At 32.1% G+C, this 19205-nt stretch carries 23 protein-coding genes and 4 tRNA genes; 14 read left to right on the top strand and 13 right to left on the bottom strand.

The features are described 5' to 3' along the window. Positions 1-114: 114 nt before the first annotated feature. The gene (locus DSQ20_RS01630; RefSeq protein WP_007549629.1) at positions 115-411 is read right to left on the bottom strand and encodes a hypothetical protein; all 297 of its coding nucleotides are present in this window, start codon (positions 409-411) and stop codon (positions 115-117) included. Between the two features lie 17 nt (positions 412-428). After that, positions 429-1586, bottom strand: a complete 1158-nt coding sequence (locus DSQ20_RS01625) for an AAA family ATPase (RefSeq protein ID WP_179365801.1) — start codon at positions 1584-1586, stop codon at positions 429-431. Positions 1587-1862: 276 nt separating this feature from the next. Between DSQ20_RS01625 and DSQ20_RS10980 the strand changes: the two genes are divergently transcribed. Both DSQ20_RS10980 and DSQ20_RS01615 read left to right on the top strand, forming a co-directional pair. Next, on the top strand, positions 1863-1928 hold the full coding sequence (locus DSQ20_RS10980; protein WP_370464197.1) for a hypothetical protein: 66 nt from the start codon (positions 1863-1865) through the stop codon (positions 1926-1928). Positions 1929-2795: 867 nt separating this feature from the next. Beyond that, positions 2796-3596, top strand: a complete 801-nt coding sequence (locus tag DSQ20_RS01615; protein WP_179365800.1) for an inositol monophosphatase family protein — start codon at positions 2796-2798, stop codon at positions 3594-3596. A gap of 83 nt (positions 3597-3679) precedes the next feature. On the opposite strand, the gene DSQ20_RS01610 is transcribed toward DSQ20_RS01615, so the two are convergent. Beyond that, positions 3680-4519, bottom strand: a complete 840-nt coding sequence (locus DSQ20_RS01610) for an FAD-binding oxidoreductase (RefSeq protein WP_007549623.1) — start codon at positions 4517-4519, stop codon at positions 3680-3682. A 195-nt stretch (positions 4520-4714) separates the two neighbouring features. Here DSQ20_RS01610 and DSQ20_RS01605 point away from each other — a divergent pair, with 195 nt between their 5' ends. Continuing rightward, a complete protein-coding gene (locus DSQ20_RS01605) occupies positions 4715-4876 on the top strand; it encodes a DUF1059 domain-containing protein (protein WP_007549620.1) in 162 nt (53 codons plus the stop codon). A 45-nt stretch (positions 4877-4921) separates the two neighbouring features. On the opposite strand, the gene DSQ20_RS01600 is transcribed toward DSQ20_RS01605, so the two are convergent. The 3 genes from DSQ20_RS01600 to DSQ20_RS01590 form a co-directional block, all read right to left on the bottom strand. Continuing rightward, positions 4922-5998: a glutamyl-tRNA reductase gene (locus DSQ20_RS01600; protein ID WP_179365799.1), complete on the bottom strand. Its 1077-nt coding sequence runs from the start codon at positions 5996-5998 to the stop codon at positions 4922-4924. 11 nt (positions 5999-6009) lie between these two features. Continuing rightward, complete coding sequence (locus DSQ20_RS01595) at positions 6010-6759, bottom strand: hypothetical protein (protein ID WP_179365798.1); 750 nt, start codon at positions 6757-6759, stop codon at positions 6010-6012. 201 nt (positions 6760-6960) lie between these two features. Next, a tRNA-Asp gene (locus DSQ20_RS01590) sits at positions 6961-7038 on the bottom strand. A 96-nt stretch (positions 7039-7134) separates the two neighbouring features. On the opposite strand from DSQ20_RS01590, the gene DSQ20_RS01585 reads away from it, so the two are divergent. Continuing rightward, positions 7135-7208, top strand: a tRNA-Lys gene (locus DSQ20_RS01585). Positions 7209-7211: 3 nt separating this feature from the next. Here the strand turns inward: DSQ20_RS01585 and argH are convergent. Further along, positions 7212-8672, bottom strand: a complete 1461-nt coding sequence (gene argH, locus DSQ20_RS01580; protein ID WP_179365797.1) for an argininosuccinate lyase — start codon at positions 8670-8672, stop codon at positions 7212-7214. Positions 8673-8721: 49 nt separating this feature from the next. Here argH and DSQ20_RS01575 point away from each other — a divergent pair, with 49 nt between their 5' ends. Next, positions 8722-9045, top strand: coding sequence for a metal-sulfur cluster assembly factor (locus tag DSQ20_RS01575; RefSeq protein WP_007549614.1), 324 nt, complete (start codon positions 8722-8724; stop codon positions 9043-9045). On the opposite strand, the gene DSQ20_RS01570 is transcribed toward DSQ20_RS01575, so the two are convergent. From DSQ20_RS01570 to DSQ20_RS01555, 4 genes are read right to left on the bottom strand one after another with little or no spacing between them, the layout of a single operon-like run. Beyond that, positions 9042-9791 (bottom strand): succinate dehydrogenase/fumarate reductase iron-sulfur subunit, encoded by a 750-nt coding sequence (locus DSQ20_RS01570; RefSeq protein WP_179365796.1) that lies wholly within the window; start codon positions 9789-9791, stop codon positions 9042-9044. The two genes, DSQ20_RS01575 and DSQ20_RS01570, sit on opposite strands and share 4 nt — an antisense overlap. Beyond that, the gene (locus DSQ20_RS01565; protein WP_048109335.1) at positions 9792-10136 is read right to left on the bottom strand and encodes a succinate dehydrogenase; all 345 of its coding nucleotides are present in this window, start codon (positions 10134-10136) and stop codon (positions 9792-9794) included. A gap of 1 nt (position 10137) precedes the next feature. Further along, positions 10138-10572: a succinate dehydrogenase gene (locus DSQ20_RS01560; protein WP_007549609.1), complete on the bottom strand. Its 435-nt coding sequence runs from the start codon at positions 10570-10572 to the stop codon at positions 10138-10140. Then, positions 10573-12285, bottom strand: a complete 1713-nt coding sequence (locus DSQ20_RS01555; protein WP_007549608.1) for a succinate dehydrogenase/fumarate reductase flavoprotein subunit — start codon at positions 12283-12285, stop codon at positions 10573-10575. A 95-nt stretch (positions 12286-12380) separates the two neighbouring features. Between DSQ20_RS01555 and DSQ20_RS01550 the strand changes: the two genes are divergently transcribed. Both DSQ20_RS01550 and DSQ20_RS01545 read left to right on the top strand, forming a co-directional pair. Then, the gene (locus DSQ20_RS01550; RefSeq protein ID WP_179365795.1) at positions 12381-12890 is read left to right on the top strand and encodes a PadR family transcriptional regulator; all 510 of its coding nucleotides are present in this window, start codon (positions 12381-12383) and stop codon (positions 12888-12890) included. Between the two features lie 80 nt (positions 12891-12970). Continuing rightward, the gene (locus DSQ20_RS01545; RefSeq protein ID WP_007549606.1) at positions 12971-13819 is read left to right on the top strand and encodes an oxaloacetate decarboxylase; all 849 of its coding nucleotides are present in this window, start codon (positions 12971-12973) and stop codon (positions 13817-13819) included. A gap of 29 nt (positions 13820-13848) precedes the next feature. Here DSQ20_RS01545 and DSQ20_RS01540 read toward each other — a convergent pair whose 3' ends face one another. After that, positions 13849-14133, bottom strand: coding sequence for a DNA-binding protein (locus DSQ20_RS01540; protein WP_048109332.1), 285 nt, complete (start codon positions 14131-14133; stop codon positions 13849-13851). A gap of 117 nt (positions 14134-14250) precedes the next feature. On the opposite strand from DSQ20_RS01540, the gene DSQ20_RS01535 reads away from it, so the two are divergent. Further along, the gene (locus tag DSQ20_RS01535) at positions 14251-14808 is read left to right on the top strand and encodes a HEAT repeat domain-containing protein (RefSeq protein ID WP_179366287.1); all 558 of its coding nucleotides are present in this window, start codon (positions 14251-14253) and stop codon (positions 14806-14808) included. Here DSQ20_RS01535 and DSQ20_RS01530 read toward each other — a convergent pair. Further along, positions 14790-14863: transfer RNA gene (locus DSQ20_RS01530), tRNA-Ala, on the bottom strand. The genes DSQ20_RS01535 and DSQ20_RS01530 overlap by 19 nt on opposite strands. Positions 14864-14986: 123 nt before the next feature. On the opposite strand from DSQ20_RS01530, the gene DSQ20_RS01525 reads away from it, so the two are divergent. From DSQ20_RS01525 to DSQ20_RS01500, 6 genes are all read left to right on the top strand, one after another. Then, positions 14987-15832, top strand: a complete 846-nt coding sequence (locus DSQ20_RS01525; RefSeq protein WP_007549603.1) for an FAD-binding oxidoreductase — start codon at positions 14987-14989, stop codon at positions 15830-15832. A gap of 44 nt (positions 15833-15876) precedes the next feature. After that, positions 15877-15950 (top strand) — tRNA-Pro (locus tag DSQ20_RS01520). 50 nt (positions 15951-16000) lie between these two features. Then, on the top strand, positions 16001-16603 hold the full coding sequence (locus DSQ20_RS01515; RefSeq protein ID WP_007549602.1) for a hypothetical protein: 603 nt from the start codon (positions 16001-16003) through the stop codon (positions 16601-16603). A 478-nt stretch (positions 16604-17081) separates the two neighbouring features. Continuing rightward, positions 17082-17999: a branched-chain amino acid transaminase gene (locus DSQ20_RS01510; protein ID WP_179365794.1), complete on the top strand. Its 918-nt coding sequence runs from the start codon at positions 17082-17084 to the stop codon at positions 17997-17999. Beyond that, a complete protein-coding gene (locus DSQ20_RS01505; RefSeq protein WP_179365793.1) occupies positions 18000-18935 on the top strand; it encodes a Gfo/Idh/MocA family protein in 936 nt (311 codons plus the stop codon). Next, the gene (locus DSQ20_RS01500) at positions 18932-19201 is read left to right on the top strand and encodes a Trm112 family protein (protein WP_179365792.1); all 270 of its coding nucleotides are present in this window, start codon (positions 18932-18934) and stop codon (positions 19199-19201) included. Before DSQ20_RS01505 ends, DSQ20_RS01500 begins: the two co-directional genes overlap by 4 nt. The last annotated feature ends 4 nt before the right edge of the window (positions 19202-19205 follow it).

Here is a 19205-nt window from a genome sequence, read left to right as displayed (position 1 = left end):
ATAGATGAAAAGAAATCTTACTATATTAATTTAGTTTTATTTTTTCAGTTTTATATCTAACATTTAGTATTTGTAAGAGAATATCAGATCGGTGGATTTTAAACTAAATATAATTTATAAATTCAGATTTAAGAGTAAAAATTTCTTTTTTACAGATTTTTGATAAGAATCGAAAGAATTTTTCTCTTCACTGCATTTTTTGCAAATACATAGCTGTGATACCTTTTGAATATCGCAAATATCTTGAAATTCGCATTGTAAGCAACCAGCGGAACCGCTACAAACAATACATTTTAGTTCATTAATTTGAGCACATTTTTCATGTTTTACACCTAGTCCTTTTGCCCACAATCCAATTTCGTTTACTTCGATTTTTTCGTTACAGACAACACATGTACCAGGAAACTTCATAGGTATTTTTCTCCAACTCATTTGATTAATTCAATCTCCTTTTCTATTACATCACCAAAAGTTTCTTCTAAGTCTAAACTTAGTTTTTTATTTTTTATACAAAATAATACGTATGGCAAACACATTGTAACAAAAGCACTAGAAGAAAGATGTAATGTTTTTGCCATGACAGAAGATAAAGACTTAATTTTTTTTCCATCCCATCTAATCCGATTTAGAAGGGGCCATGAAAGATTGTATTGTGAATATCTAATTCGTTCATCATTTAGATATAATCGAATCAAAATTTCATTTAAATAACGTAATAATCTCCAATTTTGAGTTTTCATAATTTTTCCATAAAGCATATCGGCTTCAGAAATAATTTCTAATAGTTTTGCAAGCGTTTGGTTATCTAAATTACTTGTAACAATACTTGAGTAAAATGCATCTATTTTTAATCTTGGATCAATTTGCATAGAATACAAAACGCCCCTAGCTTCATCAAATGAATTTGCTTTAAAAAATGCGTTAATTCCATCTTCGACATTAATACTTTCAAACGATTTTTCAGTTTGAGGATTAAACCCAGTTACTAGAGATTGTGTTAAATTAATCATAGAACGAACATCACCTCTGGATCTATCAATTACTTTTATTATAGAACCAGGACTAAGAGTTACATTTTCTTTTTTTAAAATATTTTCAAGGTAAATTTTCAAAAGACGTGGGGGAATGGGTTTAAAAGATATAGTTTTAACAACTTTTTTAATACTTTTCATTTTATCAGAAGTATCAGAATTTGCAGCCAATACTATTGGTACAGTGGGTTCCTTTAAAATTTCAATTAATGCTTCTGCTCCACCATAATCACCTCGTCCATGAATACCATCAACTTCATCAATGAAGATCATAGGTAAGCCCAATATGCTGACATTGCCAAGTACAGGCGAAAGTATTTCGTTAATTCTAGATTTACTTCTTACATCACTTGCATTCAATCCAACCATATCATACTGAAATTGTTTTGCTGTAAGATATGCAATAGTTGTCTTGCCAATTCCGGGAGGGCCAACTAGCAAAAGAGGTTTTGTACCTTTTTTCCATTTAGTGAACCACTCAATTATAGAAGATCTTGATTCTTCATTACCAATCATATCAGAAATATTCTGAGGTCTATATTTTTCAGACCACATCAATTTAATCACTTAGGGAGTTTAGATTCAAATTCTGACCATTTGTTTGCTTTTTGTAATTGGTTATACCAGTATTGATTATAATGTTCAACAGTCAAAAACAAAAATTCTAAAAATTCAGTATGAGAAAATTCTTCAGGTAGTAATTTGAGGGCTAATCGGGCATCTTGGAGATACAAATTGCTTTTTTCCAAGGTTAATTCGAATCCAGTTTTAACATCATTAGATAATAATGTATAATATAATGGCCAAGAAGGAATTTTTACAAATCCATTTTTGATCGAGTCTTCAATTTCATTTCCACATCCAACACCTTCAGCAGCTCTTGCCATTCCAAGATAGAAAATTTCACCAAGAGGTCTTTCAGCTAGTGCCATATTTCTTCCAGCTGTACCCATAACTGCACGATATTTTTTATATGATAAAGTCATCTCCTCTTCTGTAATCATGGTTGGTTTTGATTTTAATTTCTCATCAAGATATTGGCCAATCCTGGCATCTTTGAAACCTGCCTCAAATTCTTTTAGAACTTGATCACCGCCTTTAGAAATTTTATTTCGAGCTAATTTTAAAATATATGGGTTCATCAGTTTGTAATCATCTAAATATTCTAAATCTTCATCTTTGTCTACAATTCTATCCATTGGTTCACTTAGATCAATAGCCAAGATATGACCTTCCACGATATCTTGTCGTAATTGAGGATCATTTGTTCCAGTATAATTAGAAGCTCCATCAAATAAGGCATTAAATACTGGAAAAGTCATTTTTACAAAATTGGAATTTAAGATACGAAGAACTCGATCTTTAATTATATCAGGATTTTCTAATTTTGTTTTTATAGCATTAATTTCTGATGATTGAAGAATGATTTCTGTAGAACCAACTTCATTTCCAAATGCTTGTTGTGTTATGTTTGGAGAAAGATCTGATTTAATTTCATGTAATAGATCTCTGGCAAACCTATCTGCAAAATTTGGAAATTCATTTTCTGTTTCTTCTTTATATTGAGTAAATAGCTTGTAACCTTTTGATTTGAATAATCCTTGTTTCATAATTTGTTTTCCAGGCTTTGTACTCATCAAAGATTCTTTACTTACAACAGATTGATCCTTTCCACTCACACACGTTAAGCTACTTTATTGTTATTTATGCTTTCAAAACTAAAAATTTCTTTCACTTAAATTACGAGAAAAGAAAAAGAGGATAATGGAAGTAATTGAAATTCTTCGCAATGTTTCAAAAATGATTTATGAAAACGTTAAAGATTTAGCAGGGACAGATAACGCCGCAGGAGATTTTGGGATTGGTGCAGGAGGAGATATTTCACGTAATATTGACATTATTGCTGAAAAAACAGTATTAGATTATCTGAAAGAAATTAAATTTGACTGTATTGTATTAGGAGAAGAATGTGGTAGAGTAGAACTATCCGATAATCCTAAAGGGTTTATCATTATGGATGCAATTGATGGCTCTGCTAATGCTGTAAGGGGAGTTCCATTTTTTTGTAGTTCGTTAGCATTTGCAACCGAAGATAGGTTAAGTTCCATTACAGATGGAGTAATAACAAATCTATCAAATGGAGATATGTATTGGGCGTCTAAAGATAAGGGCGCATTTATGAATGGATTAAAAATCAAGGTTCATGATAAAGACCCAATTTACAAAATTATTGGAGTAAACACTTCTGGAGCATCGTCTGATTTGATGGAACAATTACAACCGATATTTGAGAAGCATAATCACATTAGACATTTTGGAGCAAATGCATTAGAAATGGCGTTTTTTGCAAGAGGATTAATGGATGTTTTTATTGACTTAAGAAATAAGATAAGGATTCAAGACATTGCAGCGGGATACATAATAATAAAGGAAGCAGGAGGTTTACTTTTGGATGCTAATTTGAATCCACTTGATGCAGATCTTAGTTACAAAACAAGAATATCATTTATTGCAGCAGCAAATCAAAAAATTATCGATGATGTTATTTTACAAATTAAAAAATAAGATTTTCTAAATATATAATAAATTAAAAATGTAAAATCTATATCATGAAAATTAAATAAATTAACATTAAAAATTATAATTTTTTATCCGTATGATTCATACTTTATTTCATAACTTCCATCTTTACGTTTTTCTTCCTTTGTTACAAATCCTTTTGGTCCCAAGTATTCAATAACCCCATCAATTGTACCTTGATAACCACAAATGTAGACTTTGGTATTCGTAGTTGTAATTTCTTCTCCAACCATTTCTTCTAATGGTGAAACACCATTTTTATTTGGTTTGAAAAAGGATTCTACTCTTCCAACATGACCTGCCCATGATCTATTGAAAAATTCTTTAGGTCTGCTAATTGCTGCTCTATACCTAAAATTCCATTGATCTTTTCCTCTTTCAATACTTTCATTTTCATAATTTGTTAGTAATTCTTTGTAGCTTAGCTCATCAACATAACTTGCACCATGTAAAACAATTATCTCACGTTTATCTCCAGTATCATGTAGATGTTTAGCAAAAGCAATAAATGGTGCTAGACCAGTTCCACCACCTACACAAACAATTCTTCTATTATCAGGTTGACCATTTGGTAATTTATCATCAATTAGTAAAGCATTACCTGTAGGTTCACCCAAATATACTTCATCACCAACATTGGCATAAAATAGTTCAGTAGTAACACGACCTGGAAGTGGTTTTCTTACCCATCTAATTACAAATTCAAAATAATCTCGATTTTCAGGATGGGATGCAATAGAGTATGCTCTTCGAACAACCTTTTGTTCTGATGGTATTGGAAGCCCGATAGTTAGAAATTGGCCTGTAGTATATTTTGGCATTCCATCATTCGGAACTAGACGAATAACAACTAGATCTTCTTTAAGTAATTGCATGTAAGTAATCTTAGCTTTATGTTCTACTACCATACAGAATAATTTTTGTTACTTTGGATAAATGTATTTCTGTCCAACTTAGATGTTATATGAGAATGGCAAGAGATCAAATATCCATATAAAAATAATATCATCGATTTGTGGCAATTATAGCAAAATTAATAGATCCGTAGTTTTATGAACAAAAATTTTCTTTTGATATTTATATCGAGTTAATAGACTCAGGACATGGCTAAACTAAAATGCAGTGATTATGGTTTTGAGTGTGAATTTGTATCAGAAGGTGAAATAGAACAAGTAATAGAAGAATTCGGAAAACATACTGAAGACATACATGGAATAGATTATTCAAAAGAAGCCCTAATGCAATTTATCCTTAGAAAAAAATAACAGTACAGATTAGCAATTATTAATTGTCCATTAAATGAATTAAGATTATGCAGTAATGTGTTTCATTGTTGCTTCTAGAATTGGTATTTCTTTTTCAATAATTTTTTCTACGGCAGGAATCATTCCAATTCGAGATTTCACATTTTCTTCATATATTTCAGCAATTTGATCTCTAAATAGTAATTTAATTCCAGGTAATGCAGTTATTCCTTCATCAACTGTTCTTGGATCGGATAAATCTAAAATCAGTGTTCCTTTCTTTTTTTCTTCCATTACTAATTTTAGTCTATCAAAAGTAATTAAGAAATAATCAGCAGTAGTTGCAACAAAAACTATATCATATTTATCAAATCCTGCTAAAACTTCTTCAAATGCAATTGGTTTACCACCCAAAATTTTAGAAAATCCAGTTGAACGTTCAATTGTTTTACTTGTAACATCAAATGCAAATCCTTTTTTATTTAGAGTTTTAGCGACTCTAGCAGCAGATTCGCCTGTACCAATTAGAAGAATACGTTTCTTAGCATCCAAGCCTGCTTTTTCATCTACAATCTTCACAGAAACATCACCTAAAGATATGACATTTTTACTAATGCCAGTAGTTTCTCTAATTCTTGACGCAATACGAATAATATTTTCAAATAATTTATTCAAAATATCTCCTGAGACGTTAATTTCCTTTGCATGTGAAAGCGCAGCTTTAATTTCATTCAATATTTCTTCTTTACCAATGACTACTGATTCCAAACCACAAGCCAGCCTCAACAGATTGAGATAGACATCAGTGCCTTTGTAAACTTCAAGTGTTTGATCAAAATGATCAATATCAATTTGCTCAAGTTCAGATAGAGATTCCCATGTTTCTTTAATTTGATTTAAAACTAATGCTTTTCCTTCAACTCTCCTTCCGTCAGGAGTATCTCCTGTTTCCAAATTACTTACTGTAAATATTTCAACTCTACTAGCAGTTTGAATTATTATACATTCTGCAACACCTGGAATTTTCTTAAAAGTTTCACATGCAATTTTAAGATCATTGAATCTAAATCGTGCTAAGGAGTGAAGCGGTACATTTTTGAAAGTTACTCTTGCATTAATAATATCAAAATTAATTTCGCTCAATTCATCACCATTTATTCTCTTAGTTTGTTCCTTCCACCTTTTGCAGTACGGAAAACATTCATACCAATATAATAATTCTCATAAATTGATTCTAAATATGCAAGTTCTTGTTGTGTTGCAATTATATCTTTTTGAGATGAGTTTGGATCATTTTTTAATTTCTTAAGTTTTTGTTTGGTTTCTTCCAAGAAATTTCCTACTCCTGATTCATAATTAGACATTCCACCAAACTCTGGACTTAGTACATGTTGTGGAATGTATTTTGGTGTGTTATCTGTTGGAATCTCAACTTTTCTTGTGAGTTCATCTTGTTCTTCAGATGAAAGAATCGGTCTTGGAAATCTATCTTTTTTTGCTAAGAAAAATTCAGGCTCTCCCATTTCTCTTCTAAAAATTTCTTCGCTTTTTCGTTGATTAGTAAATGTTGGAGCTTTTGCTGTTGTTGCTTTTACTTCAGCTGCAATTGCTTTGTATTCTTCTTCTGCGGCTGCTTCGGCTACAGCTTTAGCTGCCTCTGCTTTTGCAATTGCTTCTTTTGCAGCTTTTTCTGCTTCTGCGGCTGCTTTGGCTGCGGCTGCTGCCTTTGCTGCTGCTTGAGCTGCTATTTTAGATTCATCAGTTGTTTTAGTTCCTTCTGCTGTCTGAGCTGTTTCTTTTACTTTAGATTTAGATTTTGCAGTTTCTTCTGCAGATATCTTATCAGATGTTAAATCATTAACAGTTGTTGTTTCTATCTTAGATTCATCATTCTCTTTAGACATCAAATTTTACTAAAATTGCCTGAATTTTAATATTCTTGTAAGTGAGATATTGAGAAATCATCTCACAGTGAAATTAACAGATTATAAGAGAATTGAACAAGTAGAAATTTTTTCTTGATTATTCTCAATTTTATATAAAAATACGATGTTTAGAGCGATCATATCATAATGAAATAGACAATATGATCATTTTAAGATAAATGGCGCCCTCGGCGGGATTTGAACACGCGTCTCAACCGTGACAGGGTCGAATTCTAGACCGGACTATACTACAAGGGCCCGAATTGTTTCAAACAAATTGCCAGATTAAAAGTTTCTGCAACAGAAAAAAATTTTGTAAAAGACTAAATTATACACGTCAAGCATTTTTGTGAGGGGTCTATGGCGCAGCCAGGTAGCGCACCGGACTTTTAATCCGGTTGTCGTGGGTCCGAATCCCACTAGACCCGCTCCTATTTTATCAATTCAGTAACTTTGCCAGAGAGATCATCGAATGCCTTAGTGATATCATTATATCGTTTTGTTGCATTGATTCTATAACTATTAATTTTCTTCACACGATCTTCAATCATTCTCTTTTGCTCATCATATCCCGAAGAGCCAAAGGACTTTCTTTCCTTTAGAGAAGATGTAATTGTTGTGGATTCAATGATTTTCATTATAAGATTAGGAGTGACTTTAGCATCATGTGCAATTTTTGAAATTTCTTTTACAGTGAGCCTATTCAAAGATTTGTTGTATTGATGTGCTAATTGTACCAAGCCTCCTGCAATTTTATGAGTTGTTCGAAATGGAATTCCATTCCGAACTAATTTTTCTGCAATATCAAGGGCAACAAGATAACTAGATTCAGCTGCCTTTTTCATTTCTTTTTCATTAACATGTAATGTAAGAAGAATAGATTTTAAAATCAATAATGCGTTTATAGAAATTTTAGATGTGGACCAAATGGATGATTTAATTTGTTGCAGATCACGTCCATATCCAGAAGCCAGTCCTTTGATGGTAGTTAGGATTGCAGTAAGATTTCCAATTACTTCTGCGGTTTTTCCTCTTGTTAATTCTAATATATCGGGATTTTTCTTTTGAGGCATTACACTTGATGGAGATGTGAATTCATCTGCAAGTTCTATAAAGGAAAATTCAGATGTTGACCAAATAACAAAATCTTCAGAAATTCTACTCAGATTAGTCATCAGTATTGCTATCATTGAAACATATTCAGCAACAAAATCACGTGTGCTAGTCGCATCTAGAGAATTTTCTAAAACACTGTCAAATCCTAACATTTTGGCAGTGCTATGTCGATCTATTTCAATACTAGTTCCTCCAACAGGTCCTGCACCTAATGGACTTTGATTAACATGGTTAAATGCAACATAAAGTCGATCAAAGTCCCTAAACAATACATCGGCCTGAGCTATTAGATAATGTGAAAATAAACCAGCTTGAGCTTGTTGTAGATGTGTGTAAAGAGGCATTATTGTTTTTTGGTGATTTTTTGCTAGAGATACAAGTGCTTCAATAGTATCAAGTAAACAATTACAAATAATATTAATATCATCACGAATTTTCATTCTAATATCTAAAGAAACCTGATCATTTCGGGAACGTGCAGTATGCATTTTTCCACCACTTGTAATTCCTGCTTTTTTGATAACTAGTGTTTCAATTAATTCATGAATATCTTCGGCTTCAGTCAAATTATCAAATTTTTCATTTTTTAGAGATTCTAATGCTGAAAGAATTTTTTTTGTATCATTTTTTGTAATAATTTGTTTTTCATATAACATTAGTGTATGAGCTTGACTTCCCAGAATATCATAAAGTGCTATTTGGTAATCATCTTTAATTGATGAAACATATTCTAAAGTAAGATCACTCAAATCTGTACTAAGACGAGAACGATACATTATCTAATATTCTAGAATGGTTATATATAGCATCAACGCTTTTTTCTCCATGAGTCTAGATATCAAACAACTTAGAGTGAAAATTTTTGATGAGCTATCAAAGATTGTAGATCCTGAAATCAATACATCAATTACCGATTTAGAATTAATTGATGAAGTCGATATCAATAGTAATAACGTGAAAGTAGATTTGCATCTAACTAGTCCATTTTGTCCAGCAGTTTTTGGATTTAAAATCTGTCAAGATATACATGATAATCTTTTGAAGGTAGATGGAATTGATGATGTTAAAGTAAATGTCTCAAATCACTTTATGGCAGAACAGATTAACAATCAGGTAAATAATAGTCCTAATCCAAAAAAGAAGATTTAGCTTCTAAATCCCAACATATAACCACGGAGTAATTGGATGCCCATGGCTGGATCTACTCCTTTTGGGCATACTTGACTACAAGAGCCTGCAAAATGACATCTCCAGATACCATGAGAGTCATCAATAATTTTTAGGCGTTCGTCTTTTCCTTTATCCCTACTATCAGCGACATATCGATATGCTTGGGCTAATGCCTGAGGACCTACAAACGAAGAGTCTGTTGCCATTGTAGGACATGCCGAATTGCATAATCCACATTTAATACAATTTGAGAATTGGATGTATTGTTCTAGCTCTTCAGGAGTTTGAAGAAATTCTTTTGTGCTACTTGAAATTTCAGTATCATCACGTATCAGGTATGGTTTTACTTTATGATGAGTATCAAATAGTCGTTCAAACTTTACTGCAAGATCACGAATGATTGGAAAGTTATTCATTGGTTCAACGGTTACAACATTTGAATTCAGCTCGCTGATTTTTGTAAAACATGCCAATCTAGGTTTTCCATTAATAATCATCCCACATGAACCACAAGTAGCTTGTCTGCAAGAATATCTAACTGCAATAGAATGATCAAAATGTTGCTTAACATCAAGAATTGCTTCTAATACAGTTGTCCATTTTTCGTATGAAATATTAAATTCCATAAATTTTTTGGCATCATCATTTGCAGGATTAAACCTTGCAATACGTAAAGTGATTTTTTTCATAGTATTTTTTTCTGTCAAACTAGATTCCTGTGCCATCTACATCATCCCCGTATTAACCATTATTATTGTTCGTGAACCATATGCAATTAATGCAATCATAGCAACAACACATCCATATGAAACTGCCTTTTCATATTTTCTTCCTTGCTTCAATTCTAGTAGAATTACTCTTAACCCATTAAAACCGTGAATAGATAGTAGGATTAAGATGATTTCAAGCATACCCGCATATGGTAAGAATTTGTAGTTTGCAATTACACTTTCATATTCCAAAGATTCTGCAAATCCTTGTGTTAGACGCATCAATATGTGAACTGCTACTAATGCCACGGCAGCTAGAGCAGTTCCATAATGAATTTTCATAATAATACTTTCTCTCATTTTATTCACCAAACATTACCGCAAGTCCATACATCATCGCAATTGCAGCAAGAATTATTGCAGAATAAATTCCCATTTTGTGTCTAATGTTTTGAGAGGCTGGAATGTATGGATAATCAGGTCTAGCAGGTTTACCTACTCCAACTCCTCCATGTCCAAGCATCACTCTAATTCCATTGACAGTGTGGAAAACACACATTGCGATAACTATTGCTAAAATAGCATGTCCTTCGTTGGTTTGTGTTAAAGCAAGAAATTCATTCCATCCAACTTGACCTTTTAAAATTGAACTAGTTTCATAGATGTGACCGATAAAATATGCCAATAATCCCAACCCACTTAATCTCATTAATAGATATGCTACTCTTTCGATACCATATCTTCGAGGATTGATCATTCCACCAATGCCCTCTTTGTGTTCATCTTGATTAGTCATCTAGTATTTCCTCTCAACTGGTTGATATTTAGTAATTGTTACCGGATGTGTTTTCATAATTGGTTCTTTAGGATCATAATAGGCGAGAGTATGATGTAAAAAGTTTGCATCATCACGTTTAGGATAATCAGTTCTTGCATGTGCACCACGTGATTCTTTTCTATTAATAGCTCCAAGCAAAACAATTTCTGCAACACGAAACATTGAATCGAGTTCCATCACATTTGAAAAGTTAGTATTGTATTCATTTGCTTTGTCATCGACATGCTTCCAAGTTTGTTCTTTTAGTTGACGTATTTTTTTTAGTCCTTCGACAAGATTCTTTTCGTTTCTGAAAACATATGCTTTATCATTCATAATATCAGTTAGTTCTTGTTTAACCTCATATGGATTAGCATCACCATTACCTCGAAATATTCCATCATAGATTCTTTTTTCCTCGGCTGCAACTAAATGATGAGGCCAGGAAGTAGTCAAGTTATTTTTTTCAATATAATCAACTGCTAAACTGCCTGTGATTTTACCCCAAACTATACACTCAGAAGTAGAATTTGCTCCAAGTCGATTTGAACCATGAACACTGTTACATGCTGCCTCACCTGCAGCCCACACACCTTGAAGTTCAGTTGCACCATCAATATCAGTATGAATTCCACCCATCATATAATGACATACAGGTCTAACATCAAGTATGTCAGTTGAAGGATCTAATCCTGAAAATTTAATAGAAATTTCTCTGATACCACCTAATTTTTCTTTAATTTTTTCATCTCCAAGATGTCGTAAATCAAGTTTCATGCAATTAACGCCAGTTTCATGTTTGAATCCACGTCCTTCACTCATTTCTGTCATCATAGCTCTTGAAACAATATCACGTGGAGCTAATTCCATTTTTTCACCAGCATATTTTTTCATAAATCTTTCACCTTTGTTATTTAACAAATATCCTCCCTCACCCCTTGCACCTTCAGTAATCAATATTCCTGAAGGCAAAATTCCAGTTGGATGAAATTGAACAAATTCCATATCTTTGAGTGCCATGCCTGCACGTAATGCCATATCCAAACCATCTGGAGTTGAAGATAGTGCATAAGTTGAGAAACTGTACAATCTTCCAGCTCCACCAGTTGCAATGATTAGAGCTTTACCTTTAATTGAATAAAATGTACCAGATGAAAGTTCAATTGCAGTAATTCCCATAAATCGTTTTCCATCATGAATAATTGATGTTGCAAACCATTCATTGAGATATTCAATATTTTCAAATTTTTGACATGTATCATACAAAGTTTGCATTTCAAAGAAACCAACTTTATCAGACGCATATGTAGCTCTTGGAAAACTATAACCACCAAAATTTCTTTGTCCTATTCTTCCATCTTTTCGTCTAGACCAAGGCATTCCCCAATGATCCAATTGATAAATTTCTTTTGGCATCTCCACACAAAGTCTCTCAGCAACGTCTTGATCAGCAAGAAAATCACTTCCTTTCACTGTATCATAAATATGAGATTCAATAGTATCACCTTCATCTTCAAAAAGTACAGCTGCTGTTCCACCTTCTGCAGATACAGAATGAGAACGCATAACTTGGAGTTTTGAAACAATTCCAATTTTGATTTTTGAATTTTTCCTTGCTGCTTCTATAGCTGCTCTTAGACCAGCCAATCCTGACCCGCAGATTATCAAATCAAATTCAAGAGATTCGACCATTTTGACAGAGTGACTACCTAAAAGGCGGGTTAAATATGTAGTAATGAGCGTAGATTTCAAAAAATTATTATATATCACTAGTGATATTATTGATCATGATTTCAGAATGGTTTCAAAGAGTAGGGAGTTCAATACCTAGAGGATTTTCAAGATATTTTATTTTAGAACTTCTAAAAAAGAAAGCACATACTGGAAAAGAGATCATAGATTACGCTGTAGAACAAAGTAACGGTATATGGAAACCTTCACCTGGTTTGATCTATCCGTTATTGGGAAGATTACTTGATGAAGATCTTATTGAAGAAACTAAAGATGGAAAGTACCAACTAACAAAAAAAGGGATAGAGACAGCAGAAGACGTTGACAAAGTAAATGAAATTGTTAGAAAGCAATTAGATGTTCTTTTTAGACTAGGAAATGTAGGAAGATTTGTTGCAACGGATTTGTTAGAAAAGATGTCCATAATTGGTTCAATTCTTGGCTCTAATTTTGCCAATATGACAAATGAGGAAACTGAGAAATATAGAAAATTCTTAGAATCAGAATTAAAGAAAATAGATGAGAAAAAAATGATCAAAAAAGGAAAAGAAATCAAAATAGAATAGGATTGTTTATATCATTTTTAATATTTTTAAAATCATAAATAATTCTATCTAAAAGGTATAGCATGAAAAATTTGAAAAATATGCTAAAAACAAACAAGCCACTTGTAATTCCAGGTGTGTATGATGCAATTGGAGCAAAAATTGCAGAAAAAGTAGGGTTTGAAGCTATGTTTCAAACAGGATATGGAACTTCAGCTACATTATTTGGAATGCCAGACTATGGTTTCATTGGAGCAACTGAAACATTAGATAATGCAAGAAGAATATGTAGAGCCGTTTCAGTTCCAGTAATAGTTGATTCAGATACGGGTTATGGTAATGCATTAAGTGTTTGGAAATTGGTAAGGGAGTTAGAATCAGCAGGTGCATCAGGGATTTTTCTAGAAGACCAAAGATGGCCAAAGAGATGTGGACATATGCAAGGAAAAGAAGTGATATCACAAGAAGAATACACCGAAAAATTGGGGGCAGCTATAGATGCAAGGCAAAGTAAAGATTTCATAATTGTTGCAAGGACTGATGCAAGAGCTACAGAAGGATTAGATGCAGCAATAGAACGTGGATTACAAAATAAAAAAACAGGGGCAGATGCAGTGTTTATTGAAGCACCTAGATCATTAGAAGAAATGAAAATAATTGGAAAATCCATCAAAGCACCTCTTGTAGCAAACATGATAGAGGGAGGTACAACTCCTATAATGTCAGCAGAAATATTACATAAATTAGGATTTAAAATTATTTTATATCCACTTTCAGTATTATTTGCTAATACTTTTGCAACTATGAACATTTTAAAAGAATTGAAAAAGTCAGGAACTACAAGGAAATCTAAACAAAAAGTTGTAAATTTTGATCAGTTCAATGATCTTGTAGAATTACCAAAATTCCAAAAATTAGAAAAGAGATATAGATTTTCAAAAAGAGAATAAAATAAAAAATTTCAAGTAAAGTACAGTTATCAACCGTTTCTCTTTACTTCAATTTCTATTGTTGAAACGTTTCTGGTTCTACCGTCTTGTGACTCTAATGATTCGGAGCCTATTTTTATTTCTCCAATAGAGTATCCAGCATTTTCTGTCTTTCTTGCAATGATTTGAGCTACATCCACAGCACGACCAATGCTTAGACCTCTAGCTTTGATGTAGACGGAGGGTAAGTTTGCCAATTGAATTAGCGTTGATGTTACATATGCCATCAATGGTTTCTTACCAATGAATATGGTGTTTCTGGATTCGTTTGACATAAGAAGTTCGGTATTTAACGATAATTTAAAGCTAAAAGGGAATTTTTGATTCTAGATAAAATTTTATGAAAAATATTGAACCATTATTAACTAGATCTGGGGATTTTAATGAATAATATGAAAAATATCATAGAAATTTTAGATTCAGGAACTGTTGAAGAAAAAATTAAAAATCTTGAATTTCTTTCTAGTACAAATAATATAGAAATTATACAAAAAATAATTTCAAAATTAGATGATGTCGATATTAAAGTGAGAGGAGAAGCTTTTAGTGCACTAGTATTAAATGAAAATAATATTTCAGATTTATTGGTAAATAATTTGAAATCTCAAAATAAAAACATTAGAGGATACACAGCTTTAGTAATAGCTAATCGAAATGACACTAATGCAATATCAGAAATCATTAATCTATTAGATGATCAAAGTTCAATGGTAAAAGCATGTGCTCTGGGAGCATTAGGATTTCTTAATGCAAAAGAAGCTAAAGAAGCAATTTATGATTGTCTGTCCGACTCTAATTTGGAAGTTAGAAAAAGTGCATTACAAGCAATTATTGATCTTGGATATTCATTGTCAGAGAGTGAAATTAAAGAATTGTCTAAACAACAAGATTCAGAGTTGAAGAGATTGCTTGTAAGGATAAGAAAAGAAAGTGGACCGAAAGGGATTTGAACCCTCGATCTGATGCATGCCATGCACCCATCCTACCAGACTAGACGATCGGCCCAATAATCAGTAAACTGATCGAATTACGTTTTTCAAATTGGTTATTAACGTTTAGCGGTCAAAAAAAACATAAGTGTGAAATTAACACAAGATATTTAACCATAATTAGGATGGATGTAACGTTATGGTAGTAGATAACAAAGCAACCATCACCTATGTTCAGTTACTTAAGGAAGACCTTGTAATTATTAGATTAGTACCAAAAGATGGACCTGTTCCAGATTATCAGGCAGGTCAGTTTATCACATTAGGTTTACCAAATCCTGTAGAAGGTGGAAAAATTGTTAGAAGAGCATATTCAATTGCGTCACATCCTGAAAATAAAAAGTATGTAGAGCTTGTAATTAGATGGGTAAGAAAACCACTTCCAGGTAGATTAACCACACAGTTATTCAATGCCAAAGAAGGTGATGAAATTTTATGGTTAAAGCCTACAGGTAGAGCACTTTTGATAAATGAAACACTGCCAAACGGAGAAAAAGACAATAGAAGAATTATTTGTATAGGAGGAGGAACAGGTCTAGCACCATTTGTAAGTTTTGCACAACACCTACATGCTATTGGAGATAAACGTGAGATAATTGTTTTACATGGTGCAAGTTATGTTGATGAGCTAAGCTATAAAGAATTGCTAACAGATTTAGAAAATGAAAGTATAGCAAAAGGAAAAGATCAATGGAATTTTAAATATAGAGCAGCTATAAGTAGACCACAAGAATGGTTTAACAGATCATGGGCAGGTCAAGTTGGAAGGGTTGAAACATTTCTTAGACCAAGAGATAATGGAATTTCACCATTAGAAGAATTGATTGAAGATAAAATTACAAAAGAAAATACAATGTTTTATGTCTGTGGTTGGCAAGGAACAATTGACGGCGTAATGGATTTCCTAAAACCAAAAGGATTTGTTACAGAACATGATAAACGTGCAGATGGAAGCTTTGAAGTAAAGTACGAATCATACGGTTAAACAACTTTTTAAAGAAATAAAATCACCTAGCAATTCTAAACTTCGGGGATGTAGGTTAGCTTGGTATACTGCCAGCCTCGGGTGCTGGAGATCATGGGTTCAAATCCCATCGTTCCCATTTTTAAGAAAGTCAATCATTGAAATATGACATTTTTCTAGTTAATGTAATTGATTACTGCTCTGTACCTAGCACATCTAAATCCTGTCACTAATGCACATGTTGAAATCATAAATGAATTAAAAAATAAAGCAGACATTGTTAAAATTATGCCTGTTATTTTCAAATCAGATAAAACGGAAATCAACAGTAAAAGCTTTCCATTTAATTTTGAAATTAGAAAAAAAATGTTGACATCCATTTTTGGAGATTCTATTACAATAACAGAAGACTACACTTTTTTTGCACCATTTAAAAAATACATGCCACCATTATTATCGCCAAAATCATGGGAGTTACGAAAGCAAATACTAAAAAATGTACAAGGTGATTTTTTCTCATATACAGGAGACAAAACAGAAGGGTACATGCTCAAATTATACAGATTAAAACCAAAGATAGGACAAAGAAGAACATTATCAGCAACAACGGTTAAAGAAAATATCTATAATTCAGCATTAGGTAAAGCAACAAATTGGAAAAACGATGTTCCACAAAGTGTCCAACAAATAATTGAAGAAAATTGGGAAGTAATTAAAAAATTTTCAGATTCTGAGGACAGAACAACTCGAGTTTTGGGAATGAAATTTCCAAAAGAAGGATGGTCAGATTAAATCATTCAAAATACGAATATTTTATAAAAATTTAGATTGGAAAAAATAAAACAAGCTTCAAAAGATTATTTCTTTTTTGAAGCCTTTTTAGTTGTTTTTTTAGCTGCTGCTTTTTTCTTTGCTGCCATAATAGAATTGGCAAATTACTAGAATTTCTACAGGTGAAATTAAAAAAATTACACAAAATGGGTGATGTTGAGAATACAATTTTAAAATATTTTGAAAAAGAAAAAAACCGATTTGTAAGATCAGATCTCATATTTTTAGTATTTTTAGCTCCAAATATTTATTGTCTAAAAAATATCAGATTTATCAAATTAAAAATCATGTGAAAACAAGAATTATTCAAGAACTTATGAAAAATGAGTACACTTGCCAAATTTAATTATCAAAATTATGTACGAATTTTAGATTTTAGAGAAAATAGCAAGAAGAATATTCCCAAATAGATTAATTACTGATATATCGGTGATTTTTTGTGAGTCTTCCTATTTCAAAATATGTTTGGTTTGATGGAAAATTTACAACTTTAGATAAAGCCAAAGTTCCAATTACAACTCATGCAATTCATTATGGAACTTCTGTTTTTGAAGGAATTCGAGCATATTGGAATGGAAAAAATCTTTTTATTTTTAGGTTAGACGAACATGTAAAGCGATTTAGAAAATCAGGCCAATTTTATAACATTTCACTTAATTTTTCAGATCAAGTCATTAGCAATGCAATAATTGGAATTTGTGAAAAAAATAAAATAAAAAAATCCTGCTATATTAGACCATTTTATTTTGTAGGAGATTATGGAATAAATTTACACGTTACAGAAAAAGCACCAACTAATGTTGCAATTTTTACTTTCCCGTTTGGAGATTTATTTAGTAAAAACGGTATTATGGCAGGAGTTGTGTCATGGAGAAAATTCTCAGACATGTCAAATCCACCACAAGCAAAAATGGGAGGAAACTATCTTAATTCAATAATAGCAACACAAGAAGCTAAAAGAAGTGGATATGATGAAGCAATTCTATTGGATCATAATGGAAATGTAAGTGAAGCACCGGGAGAAAATATTTTCATTGTAAGAGAAGATCAATTAATCACACCGCCGTTATCATCATCGGCATTAAATGGAATCACACGTGATACAATAATAAAAATCGCAAAGGATCTAAATATTGATGTGACAGAAACCGAAGTATCTAGAAGTGAATTAATAATTTCTGATGAAATTTTTCTTACCGGGACTGCAGCAGAGATCACACCTATAATTTCAATGAATGGTAAGAAAATTGGTGACGGTAAACCAGGGCATATTACTAAAAAAATGATGAAAGAGTATACAGACATAGTAATGAACAAAAACCAAAACTACTCTGATTGGTTAACTGCGGTGTATTAGATGAAAATTGTTCAGATTGGTACAGGAGGATGGGGGAAAAATCATACAAGAATTCTATCACAACTAGGTGTTCTTTCAGCAGTTTGTGATGCTAATGCTGAAAGAAGTAAAGAGTACGGTGAAAAATATTCAGTTAAGCATTATAATTCATTGGAAGATTTGATTAAATTTGAAGAATTTGATGGAGCATTTGTAGTAACTCCGACTTCAACACATACCGAAATTGCAACAAAATTGCTTGAAGCAAAAAAACATGTGTTTGTAGAAAAACCCATGACATACAAATCAGAAGATGGTCAAAAAATTGCAGATTTGGCCAAAAAAAATAATTTAGTACTAACTTGTGGGTACATAGAACGATTTAATCCAGCAGTAGACAATGTGAAAAAATTTGTGAAAGAGAAAAAGTACGGAGAACTCGTAATGCTTGAATTTCACAGAGAAAATAGAATGCCTTTACATATCAAAGATGTTGGAATTATTTATGATACATCGGTTCATGACATAGATACTGCAAATTGGTTGTTTGATGATATGCCACAAGTAGTTTTTGCAAGATCAGGTAGAATAAATCATGAACATGAAGATTTTGCAAGTATCATGTTAGGATATAAAAATGATAAAGTAGCAATTATTTCATCAAATTGGATTACACCAAAAAGAGTTAGAACATTTACTGCAGTATGTACTGATGCAATAATTACATCGGATTTCATTTCCCAGGAAATAAAAATTGAGAAAAAAGAAGAAACTGAAATACCGCGAAGTGATAAACAGGAACCACTACTACTTGAAATTCAAAGTTTTTTGGGATCTATTGAAGGAAAAAACAGTCTAATCGTAAGTTCACAACAAGCAGTAAACGTAACAAAAATAGCAGAAGCTGCACTTTTATCCAGCCAAAAAGGCATACCAATCTATCTGGATTTAAAATGAACAAGACAATGATGGATATTTTAGCTTGCCCTATAGATAAAAATCATCCTTTAGAGCTATATGAAATTAAAGAAAAAAATAATGTTGTTTCAGAAGGAGTGTTATTTTGCCCCAAATGTTCAAGATTTTATCCCATAATTGAGGAGATTCCAATAATGTTACCTGATGAGTTAAGAAATAAGGAGCAAGAGATAGAATTTCTTACTAACAATAAGAAAAATTTACCTGAAAAAATTATTACTATGGCAAACCCATGGCATTTGTGATATA

It is taken from the genome of Nitrosarchaeum sp. AC2, assembly GCF_013407385.1.
In the GTDB taxonomy this organism is placed as follows: domain Archaea; phylum Thermoproteota; class Nitrososphaeria; order Nitrososphaerales; family Nitrosopumilaceae; genus Nitrosarchaeum; species Nitrosarchaeum koreense.
Note: the sequence above shows the minus strand (reverse complement) of the source record. Positions and strands in the feature narration are given on the sequence as shown.

Coding starts and splice junctions, on each gene's coding strand:
- DSQ20_RS01630 (WP_007549629.1), bottom strand. CDS start 411: ATGAAGTTTCCTGGTACATGTGTTGTCTGTAACGAAAAAATCGAAGTA.
- DSQ20_RS01625 (WP_179365801.1), bottom strand. CDS start 1,586: ATGTGGTCTGAAAAATATAGACCTCAGAATATTTCTGATATGATTGGT.
- DSQ20_RS01615 (WP_179365800.1), top strand. CDS start 2,796: ATGGAAGTAATTGAAATTCTTCGCAATGTTTCAAAAATGATTTATGAA.
- DSQ20_RS01610 (WP_007549623.1), bottom strand. CDS start 4,519: ATGGTAGTAGAACATAAAGCTAAGATTACTTACATGCAATTACTTAAA.
- DSQ20_RS01605 (WP_007549620.1), top strand. CDS start 4,715: ATGGCTAAACTAAAATGCAGTGATTATGGTTTTGAGTGTGAATTTGTA.
- DSQ20_RS01595 (WP_179365798.1), bottom strand. CDS start 6,759: ATGTCTAAAGAGAATGATGAATCTAAGATAGAAACAACAACTGTTAAT.
- argH (WP_179365797.1), bottom strand. CDS start 8,672: ATGTATCGTTCTCGTCTTAGTACAGATTTGAGTGATCTTACTTTAGAA.
- DSQ20_RS01575 (WP_007549614.1), top strand. CDS start 8,722: ATGAGTCTAGATATCAAACAACTTAGAGTGAAAATTTTTGATGAGCTA.
- DSQ20_RS01570 (WP_179365796.1), bottom strand. CDS start 9,791: ATGGCACAGGAATCTAGTTTGACAGAAAAAAATACTATGAAAAAAATC.
- DSQ20_RS01565 (WP_048109335.1), bottom strand. CDS start 10,136: ATGAGAGAAAGTATTATTATGAAAATTCATTATGGAACTGCTCTAGCT.
- DSQ20_RS01560 (WP_007549609.1), bottom strand. CDS start 10,572: ATGACTAATCAAGATGAACACAAAGAGGGCATTGGTGGAATGATCAAT.
- DSQ20_RS01555 (WP_007549608.1), bottom strand. CDS start 12,285: ATGGTCGAATCTCTTGAATTTGATTTGATAATCTGCGGGTCAGGATTG.
- DSQ20_RS01550 (WP_179365795.1), top strand. CDS start 12,381: ATGATTTCAGAATGGTTTCAAAGAGTAGGGAGTTCAATACCTAGAGGA.
- DSQ20_RS01545 (WP_007549606.1), top strand. CDS start 12,971: ATGCTAAAAACAAACAAGCCACTTGTAATTCCAGGTGTGTATGATGCA.
- DSQ20_RS01540 (WP_048109332.1), bottom strand. CDS start 14,133: ATGTCAAACGAATCCAGAAACACCATATTCATTGGTAAGAAACCATTG.
- DSQ20_RS01535 (WP_179366287.1), top strand. CDS start 14,251: ATGAAAAATATCATAGAAATTTTAGATTCAGGAACTGTTGAAGAAAAA.
- DSQ20_RS01525 (WP_007549603.1), top strand. CDS start 14,987: ATGGTAGTAGATAACAAAGCAACCATCACCTATGTTCAGTTACTTAAG.
- DSQ20_RS01505 (WP_179365793.1), top strand. CDS start 18,000: ATGAAAATTGTTCAGATTGGTACAGGAGGATGGGGGAAAAATCATACA.
- DSQ20_RS01500 (WP_179365792.1), top strand. CDS start 18,932: ATGAACAAGACAATGATGGATATTTTAGCTTGCCCTATAGATAAAAAT.